The organism is Rhizobacter sp. (genome assembly GCA_021153565.1).
Lineage (GTDB): Bacteria > Pseudomonadota > Gammaproteobacteria > Burkholderiales > Burkholderiaceae_C > Albitalea.
In genome coordinates, this window is record JAJKJU010000127.1 from 1 (window position 1) to 20,280 (window position 20,280).

General features: G+C 62.8%; 18 protein-coding genes. 11 read left to right on the forward strand and 7 right to left on the reverse strand.

The window, feature by feature from the left end; all coding sequences use genetic code 11:
• Positions 1 to 252: 252 nt before the first annotated feature.
• Positions 253 to 1,611, forward strand: coding sequence for a glutathione-disulfide reductase (gene gorA, locus AC30NL_RS07705; RefSeq protein ID WP_489463423.1), 1,359 nt, complete (start codon positions 253 to 255; stop codon positions 1,609 to 1,611).
• Positions 1,612 to 1,656: 45 nt separating this feature from the next.
• Here the strand turns inward: gorA and AC30NL_RS07710 are convergent, their stop codons facing one another.
• Entirely contained in the window at positions 1,657 to 3,456 is a 1,800-nt protein-coding gene (locus AC30NL_RS07710; protein WP_489463424.1) for a glutamine--tRNA ligase/YqeY domain fusion protein, read from the reverse strand.
• A gap of 230 nt (positions 3,457 to 3,686) precedes the next feature.
• Here AC30NL_RS07710 and AC30NL_RS07715 point away from each other — a divergent pair, with 230 nt between their 5' ends.
• Positions 3,687 to 4,106: a hypothetical protein gene (locus AC30NL_RS07715; protein WP_489463425.1), complete on the forward strand. Its 420-nt coding sequence runs from the start codon at positions 3,687 to 3,689 to the stop codon at positions 4,104 to 4,106.
• A gap of 274 nt (positions 4,107 to 4,380) precedes the next feature.
• Here AC30NL_RS07715 and AC30NL_RS07720 read toward each other — a convergent pair whose 3' ends face one another.
• Both AC30NL_RS07720 and AC30NL_RS07725 read right to left on the reverse strand, forming a co-directional pair.
• Entirely contained in the window at positions 4,381 to 4,815 is a 435-nt protein-coding gene (locus AC30NL_RS07720; protein ID WP_489463426.1) for a hypothetical protein, read from the reverse strand.
• Between the two features lie 31 nt (positions 4,816 to 4,846).
• Entirely contained in the window at positions 4,847 to 5,353 is a 507-nt protein-coding gene (locus tag AC30NL_RS07725; protein WP_489463427.1) for a DUF6622 family protein, read from the reverse strand.
• 215 nt (positions 5,354 to 5,568) lie between these two features.
• On the opposite strand from AC30NL_RS07725, the gene AC30NL_RS07730 reads away from it, so the two are divergent.
• On the forward strand, positions 5,569 to 7,329 hold the full coding sequence (locus AC30NL_RS07730; RefSeq protein ID WP_489463428.1) for a M14 family metallopeptidase: 1,761 nt from the start codon (positions 5,569 to 5,571) through the stop codon (positions 7,327 to 7,329).
• A 174-nt stretch (positions 7,330 to 7,503) separates the two neighbouring features.
• On the opposite strand, the gene AC30NL_RS07735 is transcribed toward AC30NL_RS07730, so the two are convergent.
• Both AC30NL_RS07735 and AC30NL_RS07740 read right to left on the reverse strand, forming a co-directional pair.
• The gene (locus tag AC30NL_RS07735) at positions 7,504 to 8,046 is read right to left on the reverse strand and encodes a PEP-CTERM sorting domain-containing protein (RefSeq protein WP_489463429.1); all 543 of its coding nucleotides are present in this window, start codon (positions 8,044 to 8,046) and stop codon (positions 7,504 to 7,506) included.
• A gap of 501 nt (positions 8,047 to 8,547) precedes the next feature.
• The gene (locus AC30NL_RS07740; RefSeq protein ID WP_489463430.1) at positions 8,548 to 10,086 is read right to left on the reverse strand and encodes a helicase HerA-like domain-containing protein; all 1,539 of its coding nucleotides are present in this window, start codon (positions 10,084 to 10,086) and stop codon (positions 8,548 to 8,550) included.
• An 88-nt stretch (positions 10,087 to 10,174) separates the two neighbouring features.
• Between AC30NL_RS07740 and AC30NL_RS07745 the strand changes: the two genes are divergently transcribed.
• The 8 genes from AC30NL_RS07745 to rng all read left to right on the forward strand — a co-directional run bounded on the left by AC30NL_RS07745 (position 10,175) and on the right by rng (position 17,297).
• Positions 10,175 to 10,900 carry a YebC/PmpR family DNA-binding transcriptional regulator gene (locus tag AC30NL_RS07745; protein ID WP_489463431.1) on the forward strand — a complete coding sequence of 242 codons (726 nt, stop codon included), beginning with the start codon at positions 10,175 to 10,177 and terminating at the stop codon, positions 10,898 to 10,900.
• 76 nt (positions 10,901 to 10,976) lie between these two features.
• The gene (gene purD / locus AC30NL_RS07750) at positions 10,977 to 12,257 is read left to right on the forward strand and encodes a phosphoribosylamine--glycine ligase (protein WP_489463432.1); all 1,281 of its coding nucleotides are present in this window, start codon (positions 10,977 to 10,979) and stop codon (positions 12,255 to 12,257) included.
• 50 nt (positions 12,258 to 12,307) lie between these two features.
• Positions 12,308 to 13,225 carry an oxygen-dependent coproporphyrinogen oxidase gene (hemF, locus tag AC30NL_RS07755; protein WP_489463433.1) on the forward strand — a complete coding sequence of 306 codons (918 nt, stop codon included), beginning with the start codon at positions 12,308 to 12,310 and terminating at the stop codon, positions 13,223 to 13,225.
• 15 nt (positions 13,226 to 13,240) lie between these two features.
• The gene (nadD, locus tag AC30NL_RS07760) at positions 13,241 to 13,942 is read left to right on the forward strand and encodes a nicotinate-nucleotide adenylyltransferase (RefSeq protein WP_489463434.1); all 702 of its coding nucleotides are present in this window, start codon (positions 13,241 to 13,243) and stop codon (positions 13,940 to 13,942) included.
• Positions 13,943 to 14,722, forward strand: a complete 780-nt coding sequence (rsfS, locus tag AC30NL_RS07765; RefSeq protein WP_489463435.1) for a ribosome silencing factor — start codon at positions 13,943 to 13,945, stop codon at positions 14,720 to 14,722.
• Positions 14,723 to 14,749: 27 nt separating this feature from the next.
• Positions 14,750 to 15,217, forward strand: a complete 468-nt coding sequence (rlmH, locus tag AC30NL_RS07770; protein WP_489463436.1) for a 23S rRNA (pseudouridine(1915)-N(3))-methyltransferase RlmH — start codon at positions 14,750 to 14,752, stop codon at positions 15,215 to 15,217.
• Complete coding sequence (locus AC30NL_RS07775) at positions 15,214 to 15,819, forward strand: Maf family protein (protein WP_489463437.1); 606 nt, start codon at positions 15,214 to 15,216, stop codon at positions 15,817 to 15,819. Before rlmH ends, AC30NL_RS07775 begins: the two co-directional genes overlap by 4 nt.
• The gene (rng, locus tag AC30NL_RS07780) at positions 15,816 to 17,297 is read left to right on the forward strand and encodes a ribonuclease G (RefSeq protein ID WP_489463463.1); all 1,482 of its coding nucleotides are present in this window, start codon (positions 15,816 to 15,818) and stop codon (positions 17,295 to 17,297) included. Before AC30NL_RS07775 ends, rng begins: the two co-directional genes overlap by 4 nt.
• Before the next feature lie 324 nt (positions 17,298 to 17,621).
• Here the strand turns inward: rng and AC30NL_RS07785 are convergent, their stop codons facing one another.
• The gene (locus AC30NL_RS07785) at positions 17,622 to 18,479 is read right to left on the reverse strand and encodes an HNH endonuclease family protein (RefSeq protein WP_489463438.1); all 858 of its coding nucleotides are present in this window, start codon (positions 18,477 to 18,479) and stop codon (positions 17,622 to 17,624) included.
• The gene (locus AC30NL_RS07790) at positions 18,476 to 20,278 is read right to left on the reverse strand and encodes an AAA family ATPase (protein ID WP_489463439.1); all 1,803 of its coding nucleotides are present in this window, start codon (positions 20,276 to 20,278) and stop codon (positions 18,476 to 18,478) included. The genes AC30NL_RS07785 and AC30NL_RS07790 overlap by 4 nt, the downstream gene beginning before the upstream one ends.
• Positions 20,279 to 20,280 lie beyond the last annotated feature (2 nt).

Genomic DNA, 20,280 nt, shown 5'->3' on the forward strand with positions numbered 1-20,280 from the left:
GCCTCTCTATCGTTCTCCAACCGGAGCGCCAGGACTACCGCGCCATGCAAGCGGCCCCGGCCTGGGCGGCAGGGCTACCGCCTCAGCGGTTTAGTGCAGCCGTCGCTATGGCGAGGAGGCGCAACGCCGCAATGCGCTTCGAGAGCAAGCGAGCAGCCGGCATTTGTGGCTTGACGCGACACTCGATCAGGCGCCTTTTGACGTGCTACTCGGACACGTTCGAAATACTCCCAGCCTCTCAGGAGAAGCTACATGCCAGAACAGGAACTTGATTTATTAGTCATCGGCGCCGGCAGCGGCGGCGTGCGGGCCGCGCGCCTGGCTGCGCAGCGGGGCGCCAAGGTGGCGATCGCCGAAGTGGCGGCGCTGGGCGGCACCTGTGTGAACCTCGGATGCATCCCGAAAAAGCTCTACAGCTATGCCGCGCACTATGCGGAATCCTTCGACGAGGCGCACGGCTACGGCTGGCCGGTGCAGGCGCCAAAGTTCGAATGGGAGACGCTCAAGGCCAACCGGGCCAAGGAGATTTCGCGGCTCAACATGACATACGGCGCCGTACTCGAAGCTGCAGGTGCGACCTTGGTGAGGGGCAGGGCGCGGATCGTGACGCCGAACGAGGTGGAGGTGAACGGTCAGCACTTTGCTGCAAAACACATCCTCGTGGCGACCGGCGGGCATCCCACCATTCCCGAGGTGCCGGGCGGCGAACACGCGGTGAGCTCCAATGAGATGTTCGACTTGGAAAGGTTTCCGACGCGGCTGGTGGTCGTCGGAGGGGGCTACATCGCCTGCGAGATGGCATCGATCTTTCGCGGCTTGGGCGCCCAGGTCACGCAGCTCGTGCGTGGATCACGGCTTCTTCGCGGCTTCGACGAGGACATCGCTGCCTTTGTCGCGGTCGAGATGGAGAAGAAGGGTGTCGACGTGCGACTCGCTACTCACCTCCAGCACATCGAGCGCGAGCAGAGTGGCATCTTGCGCGTGAGCCTGCACGACGGCAGCATGCTCAATGCGGACACTTTGCTCTACGCCACCGGCCGCGCTCCCAACACCGGCGGTCTGGGCCTCGAAGACCTTGGCGTCAAGCTGGGCTTGCGCGGCGAGGTGGTGGTCGATGCGCACTACCGATCCAGCGTGCCATCCATCTACGCCGTGGGCGACGTGATTGATCGCGTGCAATTGACGCCCGTGGCCTTGGCCGAAGCCATGGTGGTGGTCGACCAGTTGTTCGGCCATGGCCGCCGCACCATGGACTACGATTTCATTCCGACGGCGGTGTTCACCCACCCCAGCATCGGCACCGTCGGGCTCACAGAAGCCGAGGCGCGCGAACGGCACGGCGTCGTGCGCACTTACCTGAGCGAATTCCGATCCCTCAAGCACACCTTGTCGGGCAGCGCCGAGCGCACGTTGATGAAGCTGGTGGTCGACGATGCGACCGATCGAGTCGTCGGCTTGCACATGGTCGGCGCCGAAGCCGCAGAAATTGTTCAGGGCTTCGCGGTGGCGCTGAAAGCCGGCGCAACGAAGGCGGTGTTCGACGCGACCATCGGCGTGCATCCGACGGCAGCTGAGGAGTTCGTGACCATGCGCGAGCCGGTCGGAAGTTGAACGCAGTGTGCTTCTACCTGGAGGTGCGACGTGAAGTGCCGCGCTTCACTTCGCCCAACTGTCTTTCAACGCTGTCACTCGATTCAACACTGGCTTGCCTCTGACGTGATCTTTCCGATCTGCCACAAAGTATCCGTGTCGCTCGAACTGAAACTTGGCGTCCGCTTCCGCTGACGCCAACGAAGGCTCCACAAACCCCGCCGCTATCTTCTTGCTATTGGGGTTCAACACCGTCAAGAAATCCCGCCCGCCCGCATCTGGTTGCCCTTCGGTGAACAAGCGGTCATACAGCCGAATCTCCGCAGCCAGCGCGTCGTGAACGCCCAGCCACGTGATGGTCCCCTTGACCTTCACCGCATCCGCGCCAGGTGTGCCACTTTTCGTGTCGGGCACGAGTTTCGCGAGCACGGCCGTCACTGCACCCGATGCGTCTTTCTCAGCCCCCGTGCACTCGACCACGTACCCGTACTTCAGTCGCACCTTGTTCCCCGGGAACAGCCGGAAAAATCCCTTCGCCGGCACTTCTGCAAAGTCATCACGCTCGATCCACACCTCAGGCCCAAGGCTGAACTGCCGCACACCCAACTCCGGCAGGTGCGGATGCGCCGGCGCACTGCACGCCTCGTGATGCGCTTCGCTTCCAAACACATCCGCCCAGTTGGTGAGCTTCATCTTGATCGGGTCCAGCACCGCCATCGCCCTCGGCGCTTTGCTTTCCAGGTCATCGCGCAGCGCGATGTCCAACGACGAATAGTCGATCCACCCGCCGGCCTTGCTGACGCCGCTGCGCTCGGCCATCAGCTTCAGGCTCTCGGGTGTGTAGCCGCGGCGGCGCAGGCCGACGAGGGTGGGCATGCGCGGGTCGTCCCAGCCGCTCACATGGCCTTCGTCCACCAGCTGCTTGAGCTTGCGCTTGCTGGTCACGATGTAGGTGAGGTTGAGCCGAGCAAACTCGTACTGCCTGGGCAGCGGGTGTTTCAGCAGGCCCAGGTCGGCCAGTCGCTCCAGCAGCCAGTCGTAGAAGGGCCGCTGATCTTCGAACTCCAGCGTGCAGATGCTGTGGGTGATGTTTTCCAGCGCGTCTTCGATCGGGTGCGCGTAGGTGTACATCGGGTAGATGCACCACTTGTTGCCGGTGTTGTGGTGCTCTGCATGCTTGATGCGGTAGATGGCCGGGTCGCGCAGGTTGATGTTGGGGCTGGCCATGTCGATCTTGGCGCGCAGCACCATCGCGCCATCGGCGTGCTTGCCGTCGCGCATTTCGCGGAATCGTTCGAGGTTGGCCTGCGGCGAGCGGTCGCGGAAGGGGCTGTTGGTGCCCGGGGTGTTGAAGTCGCCGCGGTTGTGGCGCATCTCATCGGGCGTTTGCTCGTCCACGTAGGCCAGGCCGGCTTCGACCAGGCTTTCGGCCGCGCGGTACATGAAGTCGAAATAGTTGCTGGCGTAGTACAGGTGGCTGGTGCCATTGACGTTCCAGTCGTAACCCAGCCACTTCACCACTTCGATGATGCCGTCGACGTATTCCTGCTCTTCTTTCTCGGGGTTGGTGTCGTCGAAGCGCAGGTGGCCCACGCCCCCGTACTCCTGGGCCAGCCCGAAGTTGAGCCATATGCTCTTGGCGTGGCCGATGTGCAAATAGCCATTGGGCTCGGGCGGGAACCTCGTGCGGATCTTGGCCGGGTCGGGTTGACCTTGTTCATGATGCGCTGCATCGCCAGGTTGGCCGCCCCATTTACGGCTCGCGTAGGTGCCTTGGGCCAAGTCGCGCTCGATGACTTGGCGCAGGAAGTTGCTGGGCTTGTGCTCCGGCTCGGCGGCGCTCGCGCTGTTCTTGGGTGAATTCATGGGGAAGAGGCCTGTGTGAGACCCTTGCAGAGGGGGGCTTCGGGGAGTGCGGGCCATTCTATCGGCGCATGGGTCGATCAGGGCGCCCGCGCGGATGTTCGCGCGAAGGGCTGAACCTTCACAGCTGAAACGCTCCCTTACCTTGTGACAGGCTCGGGGCGTCAACGGCGCACACCCGGGTCGGCGTTTGGAGGGAGACGCGCCAAGCTTGCGCGGAAATGGAGCAAACCGTGAAAAAGCAAATCGCCATTGCCCTTGCAGCCCTTGGTTGCGCCTTGGCTGGCACTGCGGCAGAGGCAGCAAGCAATGTTTACTGGTCGGTTGGCATCAATGCGCCGCCGGTGGGCACAGTGATTTCCAACGCGCCGGCGTATGCGCCGGCCCCGGTGTATTACGCCCCGCCGCCTCCGGCTTATGTGCAAGAGCCGGTTTACTACGCCCCGCCGCCCCCGCGGGTGGTTTACCGGCCGGTGCCAGTGGTGGTTCAAGGCCCCGCCTACTACCCGCCGGCGCCGGTGGTCTATGCCGGTGGGTACTACCGGACGGGGTACCGCCATCATGGCGGCTGGCATGAGCATGAGTGGCGTGATCGCCGCTGGGATGGGGATCGTGGCGGACGTGGAGACGATCGGAGTCGTCGTCGCCATTGATCGAAGTTTGATGGGAGCAATGGACGGCGGGTGAACGCAGCGACCCTCTCACCCCCAACCCTCTCACGGCACGGGGGAGAGGGAGTCTTGTGTTTGTAGCCCGGGTTTCAGCCGGGCTTTTTTATGCGCCTTTGGCGGGCGATCAGGAACAGCGGGAACGCCGCGCTGATCGCCACGATAACCATCATCACGAACACGAAGGCATGGATGGCGAATGCGATCTTCCTGCGGACGCGGCGGCGTGCGCGGGTTTCGATGGAATGGTCGTTGCGGCCTACATCGCCTTGAAGAGATGCGCGTAAATCCTGCTCACAGGCAACTTGTCGCCATGCCCGCGCAGGTCCACGATGCCCTGGTTGTCATACCCCGTGATCCAGTTGCCGAGCGCGTTGCCGCAGGTGTAGCCGATGACTGTGCCGATGGGGATGATGAGGATCATCCAGATCCACCCTGGCCACTGCCCGTAGGCGCCGTGTTCGGGTTGCTTGCGATGCACCCACCCTGCCACCGCGACGCGTCCCGAATCGATGAAGAACCAGCAGCCCAGCGCAATGCACAGCGAGTAGATGAGCGTCGGCCAGAAGTTGTGGTGATAGACGAGGGTCAGGATGCCCGCGATGAAGAGGCCGATGACCATGCTGCGCGCGCCGCGAAAGAGAAAGCGCTGCAGGCGGCGGTCGCGACGGGGCAAGACGTCGGTGGGAAGCATCGGGGCAATTCTGTCTCAGCCTCTCAGCCTCTCAGGCGCTTGCGGTCAAAGCCTCGTGAGCCACTTTCCACATCGCGACGCCTCGACTGAGGAAGACCCCGGCGAAGCTGCCGTAGGCGAGGCCTGCCACCGCGCCGAAGAGCGGGTCATGGGCCAAGGCCGGGTGCATGGCGATTGTCGCGCCTACGCCGAACTTGGTCGTGAAGATGCCGAGGATCAGCATCAGCGGCCACCAGCTTCCAGGGACTTGCAGGCGCTGGTCTTGAGCAGACCAGGCGATGCCGCGCCAAGCGCCGACGGCGGCTGAGAGTGCGACAGCGGTCGCCAGGGCGACGGCCCATGCTGCCGTGGCGACAGCGTGCGCACCGAAGACCGAGGTCACGCCGAAGACCGATAGGGCGACCATCGCGACCGGAATGATCGTCGCGCGGCGGATCGTCATCGAGCGCGGGAAGGTTTGTGAGATGCCCAGAGCGATGAGCCCGGCGAGAAGGGCCCACACCCAGGTGGGAGCGTGTTGGATGATTTGGGTCAGCATGGCGGAGTCCTTGGAGGGTCACTCGATGGGTGAACTGTGCCCCTCGGCCCTTCGCGGCGCCGCTGCCGTGCGATGAAACGTCGAATTTGATCGTGGAGCGTGTGCATGGCGACGTGAACGTCACGCGCTGCCCGGGAGAAACCCCGGGGATGTCAGCACCCCGGAGGCTTATATTGCCAGCCCGTGCAAGTCGTGCCCGGCCAGGGAGTTCGGTGATGGTGTCTTTCGCTTTGTCTTTCCGCACGCGATGGTTGGTGTTGCTCGGCCTGTCGAGCACTCTGCTCGCTTGTGCCGAGCCCATGCGCGATCCGGCACCGATGCTCCCGGTGCGGCCTTTGCACACCGTGGCCATCGCGCCCATCGCGCCCATCGCGCCCATCGCACCGGTGGTGCCCGATGCACCGCCAGCGCCTTCGGCGCCGCCTGCAGAGCCGATGCCGTACTCGGCAGCAGTGGCGGCGCGGTTTCCCGATCCTGTGGGGGGCCTGCCAACGCCCGCCTTCGCGCCAGGCCATCCCGGCTTCACGACCAACGCTGAAATCCAAACCCTCTTGCGCAGCCTCGTGCGTGACGGTCGCGACGACCGCGCGACGATCCGCTTGTTGCATCTCGACACTTCGCAAACCGGCGTGCCGATCGAGGCTCTGCTCTTCACGCGTCTTGCAGACACCGACGCTGTCGCGGTCGCCAAGTCAAACCGGCCCACCGTCATGCTTGTCGGCCAGCAGCACGGCGACGAACCTGCGGGCAGCGAAGCATTGCTCGTCGTCGCGCAAGAGCTCGCGCGCGGCAAGCTCGAGGGACTGCTCGATCACATCAACGTGGTCTTGCTGCCGCGCGCCAACCCGGACGGTGCGCGCGACAGCAATCGCCTGACAGCCAGTGGCATCGACATGAACCGCGACCACCTGCTGCTCAAGACGCCCGAGGCGCAGGCGCAGGCACAGCTCAATCGCGAATACCACCCGGCAGTGGTGGTCGATTTGCACGAGTACTCGGTGGTCGGACGCTACATGCAGAAGTTCGCTGCGGTGCAGAAGTTCGACGCGCTGGTGCAGTACGCGATGACGGCAAACCTGCCGCCCTTCATCACCAAGGCATCCGAGGAGTGGTTCAGGCAGCCTTTGCTGGCAAGCCTCAAAGCCGAAGGACTGACGAGCGAGTGGTACTACACGACCTCCACCGACCTGAACGACAAGAATGTGTCAATGGGTGGCGTTCAACCAGACACGGCCCGCAACGTCAACGGGCTGAGGAATGCGGTAAGTTTTCTGATCGAGACGCGCGGCGCGGGTATCGGGCGGCTGCATTTGAAGCGCCGGGTGTTCACCCACATCACGGCAGTGACCAGCATCCTGCAAAGCACGGCGACGCGCGGTGCCGACCTCGCGAAGCTGCGTGCCTTCGTCGAGCAGGACGTGGCGTCCCAGGCCTGCCAGGGCGAAATGGTCGTCGAGGCGGCGGCCACGCCAAGTGAATATGTGCTGCAGATGCTCGACCCGCAGACTGGCGCTGACAAACCGCTGAATGTGGCCTGGGACTCGGCCCTGGAATTGCGCAAGGTGAAGAAACGCCTGAGGCCTTGCGGCTACTGGCTGTCGTCTGATCAAACCGAGGCGGTGATGCGCCTGCGCGGGCTGGGCGTGACGGTGCAGCAACTGGACGACGACGGCGACTTGCGGGCAGAGGCTTACCGCGAGATTTCGCGGGAGTCGGGCGTGAGGCAAGACGTAAGGGGCACGATTTCCGATGGCGGCGCGGTGGTGCGCGTGAAGGTGCAGACCGTGCCGGCATTGATGGAGGTGAAAGCCGGTGGGTATTACGTGCCCTTGGAGCAGCCCTTGGCGAACCTTGTGGTCGCAGCGATGGAGCCGGACACGCAAAGCAGCTTCGTGGCGAGCGGGATCGTGACAAGCGTGGATGCGCAGGCGCGGGTGATGTCGAGGCCGGCGATCCAGATGACGGTCCTTCCGTGACCTTGTGTTGCTCCCTTTCCCAGGGGAGACGAACCCAGCCTGTACGGATAGCGTGGATCGGCGAAAAGGAAGTGTCGCTCAACCCGGAAGGATCAACGCGTGTTCGTGTGTTCCCGCAGATCGGTGAACAACCAACAAAGCCGGGCGCTTCATCGCCCGGCTCCGCGAGGCCTCTCAGGAGTCCTCGTTCCGCAGGCGCGTCAACAGAAAACCGAGAACGCCGAGTCCGGCCAAGGTGAGCAGAAGCGACGAGGGCTCGGGAATCACGCCCACGGTGCCGGTGGCGAACGAAAACATGTGGTCGTTGAAGTCCATATCTCCGCCGCCGGCCAGGTCTTCGAAGCTCACAAAGGTACGGCCGGTGAGGTCGGTGAACACGTTCGCATGCGCCATGGCGTCGATGTTGCCGATGCCATTGCCTGTGTGGAAGAACAGCCCCGTGTTCAGCACATGGAGCACCACGTCAAGCCTTGTCCCCGCCGCAAAGCTTCCGAGGTTGTATTCGGTGCCGATGGGGGTGCTGTGGTTAGGAAAGATCTCCGGCGAACTGTTGACGCTGATCAGGCTGTTGTAGCCCGCATCCGAGCCCTCGAATCGGATGATGAGGTCGCCAGTGTTCATAACAAAGAAGTCGTCGCCAACTGCTGCCTGTGCTTGCGGAGCAGCCAACGCTGCTGCAAGTCCAAGCAAAGGCATCAATGTCCTTAAGTTCTTCATGAGCGGAACTCCCAAAACGAAAAGGGGTGGTTACTTCAAAAACGAGCTGCCCGGTGGTCCACCTTTAAAGGCGAGTTCCTTCGGCAACGGTCGTGCCTGCTCGATGGAAAGTTCCACGCGTGATGTGCCGGAATGGCTTGCCCTAAAGACTCCTGGGCAAGCCTGAAGTCTTTAGGGGCACCCCTTTCAAGGTCTTCGCTCCCTCTCCCTCTGGGAGAGGGCTGGGGTGAGGGCATGGGGCGGCGAATAGAGCCATGGGTTGCCATCACCGCAGCCCCTCACCCAACCTCTCCCCAGGGGGGAGAGGAGCCAATACAAGACCTTGAAAGGGGTAGTCTTTAGGGATCCTTCAGTCAATGAAGAATCTTTTTCCGGCAACGCTTCAGACGCGCCGGAAAAAAGTGGGAGTTCGCAGCGTGCGTGTGTGAAACCCGGACGTATGGGTTGGCATCAGCCTCTCAGGCCCTCATGCCGGGGCCTTTCAGCCCATGCGCGATTGCTCTATCGACGCCGGGACGTCCCGCCGCCGAGGATGCTTCCCAGCACCCCGCGGATGATTTCGCGGCCCACGGTCGAGCCGATGGAGCGCGCTGCCGACTTCGCCACCGTTTCCAGCACCGAGTCTTTTCGACCTGAGCCGCGCAAAAGGCCACCAGCAACGTCGCTCAGCCAGCTGCCGCCGGACGAAGTGGTGGAGGCCGGCGCGGCCTGACCGCGTTCGGTGGGAAATTCTCGCGAAGGTGCAGGTGCCTGCGGCGGTGTTGCTGTCGCCCGGCCCTTCAGCTTTTCGTAGGCCGACTCCCGGTCCACCGTCTTCTCATACACCCCAGCCACCAGCGAGTTCGCGATCAAGGCTTTGCGCTGATCGGCCGTGATCGGCCCGATCTGGCTGCCCGGCGGCAGCACGAAAAGGCGCTCAGTCACACTCGGTCGGCCCTTGTCGTCGAGAAAGCTCACCAGCGCCTCGCCGACCGCAAGTTCAGTGATGGCCGTTTCGATGTCCAGCTTGGGATTCGCCCGCATCGTGCTTGCTGCCGCCTTCACCGCCTTCTGATCGCACGGCGTGAAGGCACGCAGGGCGTGCTGCACGCGGTTGCCCAGTTGAGCCAGCACAGAATCGGGAATGTCCAGCGGGTTCTGCGTCACGAAGTACACACCGACGCCCTTGCTTCGCACCAGCCGCACCACCAATTCGATGCGCTCGACCAGAGCCTTGGGCGCCTCGTTGAACAGCAGGTGGGCCTCGTCGAAGAAGAAGGCGAGCTTGGGCTGGTCGAGGTCACCGACTTCGGGCAGTTGCTCAAACAACTCCGACAGCATCCACAACAAAAACGTGGCATAGAGCCGCGGGCTGTTCATCAGCTTGTCGGCGGCGAGGATGTTGATCACGCCTTTGCCGCCGTCGGTCTGCATGAAGTCGGCGATGTTGAGCATCGGCTCGCCGAAAAACTTGTCGCCGCCTTGCTCCTGTATCTGCAAGAGCCCGCGCTGGATGGCGCCGATGCTGGCCGCGCTGACGTTGCCGTATTCGGTGGTGAAGTCCGCCGCGTTGTCGCCCACGTGCTGCAGCATGGCGCGCAGGTCTTTCAGGTCCAGCAGCAGAAGCCCGGCGTCGTCGGCAATCTTGAAGACGAGTTGCAGCACGCCTTGCTGCGTTTCATTGAGTGCGAGCATGCGCGACAACAGCAGCGGCCCCATGTCGCTGACGGTGGCGCGCACGGGGTGGCCTTGTTCGCCGAAGACGTCCCACAGCGTGGTGGGGCAGGCGGCCGATTCGGGCGCGTCGAGTCCGCGTTCTTTCAGGATGCCCGCGAGCTTGTCGCTGATCTTGCCCGCCTGCGTGATGCCGGTGAGGTCACCCTTCACGTCGGCCATGAAGACAGGCACGCCGATGCGACTCAGGTTTTCCGCCAGGTTCTGCAGCGTGATGGTCTTTCCGGTGCCTGTGGCGCCGGTGATCAGCCCGTGTCTGTTGGCGAGCGAAGGCAGCAAAAACGCCTCCGACTTGTCGTGCTTGGCGATCAGGATCGGGTCGGCCATGAGAACTCCGTGAGCTGGCAAGTAAAATTGCAGTCTATCGAACAACACGACGGGCCGATGCCAGAGCGGTCCGTGCCAGAGGAGTCATATGGCCGGGCATTCCAAATGGGCCAATATCCAGCACCGCAAGGGCCGCCAGGACGAGAAGCGCGGCAAGGTCTGGACACGCATCATTCGTGAAATCATGGTTGCGGCTCGCCAGGGCGGCGGCGACCCCAACATGAATCCGCGATTGCGGCTGGCCATCGACAAGGCCAAGGCCGCGAACATGCCCGCCGACACGGTCAAAAAGAACGTGGACAAGGCCACGGGCAACCTCGAAGGCGTGAACTACGAGGAAATCCGCTATGAGGGCTACGGCGTCGGCGGCGCGGCCATCATCGTCGACTGCATGACCGACAACCGCGTGCGCACCGTCGCCGAAGTGCGGCATGCCTTCAGCAAGCACGGCGGCAACCTGGGCACCGAAGGCTCGGTGGCCTTCCAGTTCAAGCACGTGGGGCAGTTCGTGTTCGCGCCCGGCGCGAACGAGGACAAGGTCATGGAAGTGGCGCTGGAAGGCGGCGCTGAAGACGTGGTGACCGACGACGACGGCGCAATCGAGGTCCTGTGCGCACCGCCGGACTTCGAGAAGGTGAAATTGGCCCTCGAAGCCGCGGGCCTGAAGCCCGACATGGCCGAAGTGACCATGCGGGCCGAAAACACCATCGAACTCGCGGGTGAAGACGCGCAACGCATGCAGAAGCTGCTGGACGTCATCGAGGACCTGGACGACGTGCAAGACGTTTTCCACAACGCCGAGATGGACCAATGAGCCCCCATGTTCATATTCGTTCGCTGCCTCCCGAGGGCGTCCACGGCGACCCAGAGGCAGATCATCGGAGGCCGGGATGAAGGTCCTGGTGATAGGCAATGGCGGGCGCGAACATGCCCTGGCCTGGAAGCTGCTGGATTCGCCCAAGATTCAGACCGTGTTCGTGGCCCCCGGCAACGGCGGTACCGCGCTCGACAATCGCCTGCACAACGTCCCTCTGACGGACTTCAACGAACTCGCCGACTTCGTCCAGAAGGAAAAGATCGTGCTGACCGTGGTGGGCCCCGAGGCGCCACTCGCCGGCGGCGTCGTCGATGTCTTCCGCGCGCGCGGCCTGCGCGTCTTCGGCCCGACCAAGGCTGCGGCGCAGCTCGAAAGCTCCAAGGCCTTCGCCAAGGAGTTCATGAAGCGGCACAAGATTCCAACGGCCGCGTATGAAACCTTCAGCGACGCGAAACTGGCGCATGCCTATGTCGACAAGCACGGCGCGCCCATCGTCATCAAGGCCGACGGTCTCGCGGCGGGCAAGGGCGTGGTGGTGGCCACCACGCTGGAACTGGCGCACGAAGCCATCGACTGGATGCTGCTCGACGACAAGCTCGGCGTTGCGCACAACGCCGGTGGCGCCCGGGTGGTGATCGAGCATTTCCTCGAGGGTGAGGAAGCCAGCTTCATCGTGCTGTGTGACGGCAAGCACGTGGTGTCGCTCGCCACCAGCCAGGACCACAAGCGCTTGCAGGACAACGACCAGGGGCCCAATACCGGCGGCATGGGTGCATATTCGCCTGCGCCGGTCGTCACGCCCAATGTGCACGCGAAGGTGATGCACGAGATCGTGATGCCGACCATCCAGGGCATGGCGAAGGACGGCATTCCCTTCACCGGCTTCCTTTATGCCGGCCTGATGATCGATTCGAACGGCGACCCGCGCACCGTGGAATTCAACTGCCGCATGGGCGACCCGGAGACGCAGCCGATCATGATGCGGCTGAAGAGCGATCTTTTTGACGTGCTGATGCATGCGACCGATGGCACGCTCGATCAGGTCGATCTGAAGTGGGACCGACGCGTGGCCCTGGGCGTGGTAATGGCCGCAGCCGGTTACCCGCTCAATCCGCGCAAGGGCGATGTCATCAAGGGCTTGCCGGCGGCATCGGCTGACGCCATGGTGTTCCATGCCGGCACGACCTTGAAAGACAACGACGTGGTGACCTCGGGTGGTCGCGTGCTGTGCGTGACTGCCCTCGGTGACTCGGTCAAGCTGGCGCAACAGCGAGCCTACGAGGTCCTGCAGGGCGTCAATTTCGATGGCGCGCAGTATCGGCAAGACATCGGCCACCGGGCGATCAAGCGCTGATGAAATGTCCCGCCGGGCCGCCCCCGGAACGCGCAGCACGAAAGTACCCCATGAGCACTCAACAAGTTCGCGACTACCTGCTGGACCTGCAAGGCCGTATCGTCGCGGCCATGGAGGCCGAAGACGGCGCGAAATTTCGCAGCGACCACTGGACGCGCGAGCCGGGCGGCAAGCTCGAAGGCGAGGGCTTGTCGCGCCTGCTCGAAGACAGCGCGTTTCTCGAACGCGGTGGGTGCAGCTTCTCGCACGTGAAGGGCAAGGTGCTGCCGCCGTCGGCAACGCAGCATCGGCCCGAGTTGGCGGGGGCGCCTTTCGAGGCAATGGGCGTGTCGCTCGTGTTCCACCCGCGCAACCCGTACGTGCCCACTGTGCACATGAACGTGCGCTTGCTTGCTGCGATGCCGGCCGATCGAGAGCCCGTGACCTGGTTCGGTGGCGGTATGGACCTCACGCCCTATTACGGCTTCGAGGAAGACGCGGCACATTTCCATCGCACCAACCGCGATGCGCTCGCGCCCTTCGGCGACGACAAGTACCCGCGCTTCAAGCAATGGTGCGACGAATATTTTTTCTTGAAGCACCGCGACGAACCGCGCGGCATCGGCGGGGTGTTCTTCGACGACTTCTCGGAGCTGGGCTTCGAGCAGAGCTTCGCGATGATGCGCGCGGTAGGCGATGCGTTTCTGACGGCGTACCTGCCGATCGTGCATCGTCGCAAGACCATGCCCTACGGTGAGCGCGAGCGTGACTTCCAGGCGTATCGGCGCGGGCGCTATGTCGAGTTCAACCTCGTCTTCGACCGCGGCACGCTCTTCGGCCTGCAGTCGGGGGGGCGCACCGAGTCCATCCTGATGTCGATGCCGCCGATCGTGAAATGGCGCTATGACTGGCATCCTGAGCCGGGAACCCCCGAGGCAAAGCTGTACAGCGATTTCTTGCGCCCGCGCGACTGGGCCGCGCATGCTTGACCGGCTCGCGGCAGGATGGGCAAAGCGGATCGTGTCCACGGATTCTTCCTGTCCGCGTGGGCTCCTTCGACAGGCTCACGATGCACGGGCTTCGCTTTGCCCGCTCTGCGAGGTTTGCAGGTGAGGCGCATCGGACTCTTCGGGGGAAGCTTCGACCCGCCTCACAACGCACACGTGGCACTCGCCCGCGTCGCGCTCGATCATTTGAAGCTCGACGAGTTGCGCTGGGTGCTGACCGGGCAGGCTTATCAGAAAGTTCGCCAGATCTCCCACGCGGAAGACCGCAAGGCCATGGTCGCACTCGCCATCGCCGACGAACCCCGCTTCAAACTCGAAACCTGCGAACTCGATCGCACCGGCGCGAGCTACAGCATCGACACCGTGTGCGAACTCGACGCGGTCGAGCATGCCGATTGGTTCCTCATCATTGGCCAGGACCAGTACGCCAACCTGCACACATGGCGCGACTGGCCCGAGTTGCTTCAACGTGTGACCATCGCCGTCGCGAGCCGCAGTGGACAATGGCCCCAAGCGAGCGCGGAAGTGACCGCCACACCACACCGTGTCGTTGCGTTGCCACTTCCCCGAATCGACATCTCTGCCACCGCCATCCGCCAAAACGCCAACGAGGGCCGGGATTACACCGACATGGTGCCCGACCTCGTCGCAAGCTATATTGATCGACACCACCTCTACCGAGGCATCCCCAGGAATTGAATGGACATTCGTAAACTGCAACGCGCCATCGTCGATGGTCTGGAAGACGTGAAGGGCCAGAACATCGTGGTCTTTAATACCGAGCACCTGTCGCCGCTCTTCGAGCGCGTGATCATCGCCTCGGGAACCAGCAACCGGCAGACCAAGGCACTCGCTGCCAGCGTACGCGATGCCGTCAAGACCAAGGGTTTCGGGGTGACGCGCACCGAGGGCGAAGAAAACGGCGAATGGATCATCGTCGACTGTGGCGCCGCCGTTGTGCACCTGATGCAGCCGTCGATCCGCGACTACTACCACCTCGAAGAGATCTGGGGTGAGAAGCCGGTCAAGATGAAGATCGACGACAAGCCGGTGAGGCTCGTGAAGGCCGAAGAAGCGCCGGCACCCGCCAAGAAGGCGGCGGCGAAGAAGCCGGCTTCGAAGCCTGTGGCGACGGCGAAGAAATCGGCTGCTGCCAAGGCGTCGGCTTCGAAGGCACCCGCGGCGAAGCAGGCGCCTGCCAAGAAGGCGCTTGCCAAGAAGGCTACGGCGAAGAAGGCCACCGCGAAGAAGGCTGCAACCAGCCGGAGCGGCGTGACGCGCACAGTGGGCGTGAAGAGTACTGCTGCAAAAACTGTTGCGGCGAAAGCGCTAGTCAAAAAGGTGCCAGTCAAGAAAGCGCCGGTCAAAAAGGCGCCTGCCAAGAACGCGCCTGCCAAGAAAGCGCCGGTCAAGAAAGCGCCTGCCAAGAAAGCGCCTGCCAAGAAAGTCGCCGCGAAGAAGACTTCGTCTCGCGGTTGACGCTCTGGTGAAGCGCAAACCGCCGCCGTGAAGCTGCTCCTGGTCGCGGTCGGCCAGCGCCAGCCGGCCTGGGCCGACACTGCCTACGATGATTTCGCGAAGCGCTTTCCGCCGGAAATGCGGCTGGAGCTGAAGGCCGTCAAGGCCGAACCGCGTGGGTCGAAAACTGCCGAGCAGTTGATAGCGGCGGAGGCTTCTCGCCTCGAAGCCGGCATCCCCAAGGGGGCGCGCCGCATCGTCCTCGACGAACGCGGCACGCGTCTCACGACCGTGCAGTTGGCCGAGCGCATGAAGGCCTGGATGAACGACGGGCGCGACTCGGTGCTGCTGGTTGGCGGGCCGGACGGGCTCGATGCAAAGTTGAAGGCGACGGCAGATGAAACGATGCGCTTGTCCGATCTCACGCTGCCGCATGCGTTCGTGCGCGTGCTGCTCGCCGAGGCCTTGTATCGCGCCTGGACCGTGATGGTGAATCACCCCTACCACCGCGAATGACCCACGACTTCATCTACCTCGCATCGCAAAGTCCACGCCGCCGCCAGTTGCTCGAGCAACTCGGCGTGCGCCATGCGCTACTCCTCGCCGATCCCGACGAAGATGCCGAATCGTTAGAAGCCGTGATCGACGGCGAGCTGCCGATTCATTACGTCGAACGCGTGACGCTCGCCAAGCTCGACGCGGCCAGGAAGCGACTTGAACGCCGCAAGTTGCCGCAGGCTCCTATCCTATGTTCGGACACCACTGTCGCTATCGGCCGCCGCATCCTCGGCAAGCCCGCCGATGCCGATGACGCCCGCAACAAGCTTTCGCTGCTCTCCGATCGTAGCCATCGAGTCATCACTGCCGTCGCGCTCGCCTGGGGAGGGCGAACGGAGATCCTTGTGAACGTTTCGCGTGTGCACTTCGCACCGCTGACAGACGATGACATCACCCGCTACATCGCGAGCGGCGAACCTTTCGGCAAGGCCGGCGCCTATGCCATCCAGAGCGCGGCGGGTGCGTGGATCAGCCGCATCGAGGGGAGCTACTCCGGTATCATGGGTTTGCCCCTGTACGAGACGGCTCAACTGATGAGACAAGCGGACGTTCGTTTCTGATGCAAGACATCCTCGTCAACTGGGCACCCCAGGAAACCCGAGTCGCCGTCGTCGAGAATGGCGCGATACAAGAGCTTCACGTCGAACGCACGCTGGAGCGGGGTCTCGTCGGCAACATCTACGCTGGCCGAGTGGCCCGGGTGCTTCCCGGCATGCAGTCCGCCTTCATTGACATAGGGCTCGAACGCGCGGCCTTCCTGCACGTGGCAGACGTCCACGTGAACGGCGGCACGCCGCGCGCAGACCAGGGCTCGGCTCCACAAACCCCCATCGAGCGCCTCATATTCGAAGGCCAAACGCTGACCGTGCAGGTCATCAAGGACCCGATCGGCACAAAGGGCGCGCGGCTGTCCACACAGATCAGCATTGCAGGCCGCCTGCTCGTGTTCCTGCCGCAGGACGACCACATCGGCATCTCACAAAAGATCGGTTCGCCCGAACTGCGTGATCAGCTTCGAAGCCGCATGGCCGTGCTCGTGGGCAAGCCGCAAGATGGCGGGGGCGGCGGCTTCATTCTGCGCACCAACGCGGAAGAAGCGACCGACGAAGAACTGGCTGATGACATCGGCTACCTGCGCAAGACCTGGATGTCGATTCGCGAGCGCAGCTTCAAGTCGCCCGCTGGGACCTTGTTGCATCAGGATCTGAGCTTGATGGAGCGCGTGCTGCGTGACCTGGCGCACGATCACACGCAATCGATCCGCATCGATTCGAAGATGCAGTTCGATGCGCTCAAGGCTTTCGGCGAAACCTTCACGCCCACGTCGGTGAGCAAGCTCGAGCTTTACAGGGGCGAGCGACCGATTTTCGACCTGTACAACATTGACGAAGAGATAGCGCGCGCATTGGCACGGCGCGTGGATCTGAAGTCGGGCGGCTATCTCATCATCGACCAGACCGAAGCACTCACGACCATCGACGTGAACACCGGTGGTTATGTTGGGGCACGCAATTTCGACGACACGATTTTCAAGACCAACCTCGAAGCGGCCGGTGCGATTGCAAGGCAACTGCGGTTGCGCAACCTGGGCGGCATCATCATCGTCGACTTCATCGACATGGCGCGCGAGGAGCACCAGACGGCGGTGCTGGCGGAGTTTCGCAAGCAGTTGGCGAGGGACCGCACGAAGATCACGGTCAGTGGCTTCACGCAACTGGGTCTGGTGGAGATGACCCGCAAGCGCACGCGTGAATCCCTGGCGCACATGCTGTGCGAGCCGTGTCCGATCTGCGAAGGCAAGGGGCAGGTGAAGACGCCGCGCAGTGTCTGCTACGACATCCTGCGCGAGATCTTGCGCGAGGCGCGGCAGTTCAATCCCAAGGAATTCCGAGTCATTGCCGCGCCGTCGGTGGTGGAGATGCTGCTCGATGAAGAGAGCCAGCATCTGGCGGGCTTGAGCGACTTCATCGGCAAGCCGATTTCATTGCAGGCAGAGGCGACGGGATCGCCGGAGCATTACGACATTGTTCTGATGTGAGGTTTCACGGCGTCTCACGCCGACCCAATTGCCACCCGCAAACCCGCATGAATCCTGGCGATTCCGGGTTTCAGCGCTTCTTCAGGGATCTCCGACGTCGTCGCCCTCATTGAGACGCGCCAAGTGAAATCGCCAGCAGGTCAACAGCCCACCGTGCAACGTAACCTCCTGGCGGCCGATCAACATCCACTCCCTGGACAGAATCCTCGGGTTCCTGACGATCATGTCTTCGAGCTGCTGCTCGCTGGACGGTCGGCTGGACATCAGTGGCGCCGGCTGATCGCCAACCCGCCAAACGGCGTGATGTATGGGCACTCATTCTCCTCAAGCCACGAGCTTCAACAACTGCGGCTCGTTGCGAACCTGGAGGCACCATCGCGCCACCGAGGATAGCTCTGCCGACCTGTGGGTCAGTTCGCGCACCTTGGCACGCACCTCAAGAAGTTTGGCCTTCGCCGCCGGGTTCTTCCCAGCCGCGCACTTGGCCTTCGCAGTCAAAAAGTCTTCAATCAGTGCATCGACCTTTTGCCAGACACTCCGGCGTGCCTCCGCCAAGTACACATGCTCGTTGAGCTTGAGCCGCTTGACCGTCTCGCAAACACGTTCTTTCTCCCACTGAGAACTGCCTGGCATCGGAATGAGCTTCCCCTCCTCATCGAACGCGATCAGCGATACATCGTCGTCATCAATCGGGTCGAGCAGATAGGGGGCCTCAGACTCCTCGCAGCGCACAGCGAACGCTGAACAAAGCGAACCCTGCTGCAGGGGAAACCAGCCACCCTTCTTGCGGTTGCCGACGTTCCCACAGATTCGAAAGTTCATGTAGTCGAAAGCCAGCCACCAGTAGCCATCGCGCTCGGTGCCGTCCAAAGTCCGAGCCGCCTTCTTGGGTCGAAAGTGTTCGACGTCGTAATGCGAGTAGAGATCGCGGACCTCAGAGAACCAGCACTTCCCGCCTGACAGCGCCAGCAGCCACTGCTTGAGCGCGCCCCAATGCGCACTGTTGGCATCGATCAGCGCATTGCGCTCACCCCGCCTGCCCGCAGCCTGCAAAGCCGCCATCTCGGTAACTAAACCCGCAGACTTCGCGAGCCAAGCATCCCATTGCTCCTGAGTCCACGGCCTCCATCCAGGTATGTCGCTGTCAGTCGGCTTCTTGTGTTCCAGGTCGATGTAGATCACTTGGCGGCCTCCTCGCGCAGGATCTCTTCAATGATCTCGTCTGCCACCTCGTTCTGCTCAGCCTGCTCTTCCGGGCTGAGCGTTGGTTTTCGAAACTTGCGGTGTTGCGCCATCTTGCGCACGAACAAGGCGTAGTCAGGGTCGCGAAAATCGGCCGTCGAGAAGCCAAGGTCGGCCAACTCAGCCGACAGCCTGGTCAACTCGGCGTCTTCCTCCGCCGTGCGTGGCTGCTTCACAAACAGCTCATTGCGGCGAAACAGGCGCCGCTCGGTTTCGATATCCAGCGTGGACGACAGGCCAAACAGCTCGCTCTTCAGCAACCCCGTCACGCCCATGCCCTGCGGGTGCTCGTCAGGCGTTTCCACCACCGTGCGATCTGCCTGCCTGCGCAGAATGTGCACCTGCTCGCGCTGAAGGCTGCCGATCATCATCGGGTCGTGGGTGGTGATCAGCACCTGCGAGGCTCCTTGCATCAAGGCGCCACCATCTTGGCTCAGCACCCCTTCGATATCGTCGAAGTAGCGCAGCTTCCAGATCGGGTTCAAGTGCGTGTCCGGCTCGTCGAGCAGAAACAGGCAGTGGTCTTCGCGCGTGATCCGCATCAGCCCCAGCACGGTCAGCATTTGCAGCTCGCCTTCTGAGAGCTGCGTGAAGCCCACCTTGCCGTCATGCCCATCGTTTCCTTCCACGTGCTTCTTGACGGTGATGCGCACTTCTTCGATCAGGTCGCCGATGTAGGCACCCTCGGCGTAGCGGAAGAAGCTGTCGGTGCCACCCACCAGACGGCCCAACTCCTGCAGCTTGGCCTGAGTGGGCACGTAGAGGTACAGCTGGCGCTGCTTCTCTGTGCGACCGCGGAAGTCGATCTGCTGAGTGACTTCCTGCTCAATGGGCGCCCAGGCTACCTGCCACAAGCTGTTCATGAACTCGCTCACCACGCTGCCGCGTGCGTACCAGAAACGCGGGTCGCCCTCGTTCAACTCCACTTCGTCGAACTTGCCATTGCGGCGCTTTTCGCGCAGGCGGTAAGGCTCCTTCAACACGAACAAGGCCGACTCCAGCGATTCGATGTGCAGGTTCTTCAGCACCTTCTGGAACACTGGATCGTCTGACAGCAGGCAGGCCAGCAATACCAGCTGGCTGTGGCCGCCGCGGCAATAAAACAGGCGGCGCAGGCGGTCGTCTCCGGCCTGCTTAATCCGCGTCTCGCGGCGCTGCTTGGCCTCTTCGATGGCGCGGATGTCGGCTTCACTGGCCTTGAAGTTCGCCAGCAGTTGCTCAGGCAACACTTCGTCGGTGGTGACTTCTTGCAGCCGGTTGAAGCGCTTCTGGTGTTCTTGAAACAGCCCCTCAATGCGCTCGTTGCGGCCCGAGTAGTAGGCAAACACGTGCGAGGGCAGCAGGCGTGGGCCGCGGCGCTCGTCGCGTGGTGTTTTCTCCGGCGGGTCGTTCTTGTTCAGATAGTCTTGGCTGACCCGGTCGCCGTCTACCCACACAAAAGGCCGCCGCTGCTTGGCCAGATCGGCCTGGATACGCACGACGTGCCCGCGAATTTCATACTCAAGCGTGTAGTCGAACGCGGCATCCCGGTCCAGGTCCAGGTCGCGAAAGACGGTGATCAGCGCCTCAATCAGGTTCGACTTGCCGGTACCGTTCTGGCCGATCAGCGCGTGGCTGCGGATGGCCTTGGGTGCCGCCGCGCTCGCGGAACCCAACCTGGGTTCGAGATGCGTAGCGAAGTCGATGACCACCCCACGCAGGTTGCGGAAATTAGGGATCGCCAGATGTCGCAACTGCATGC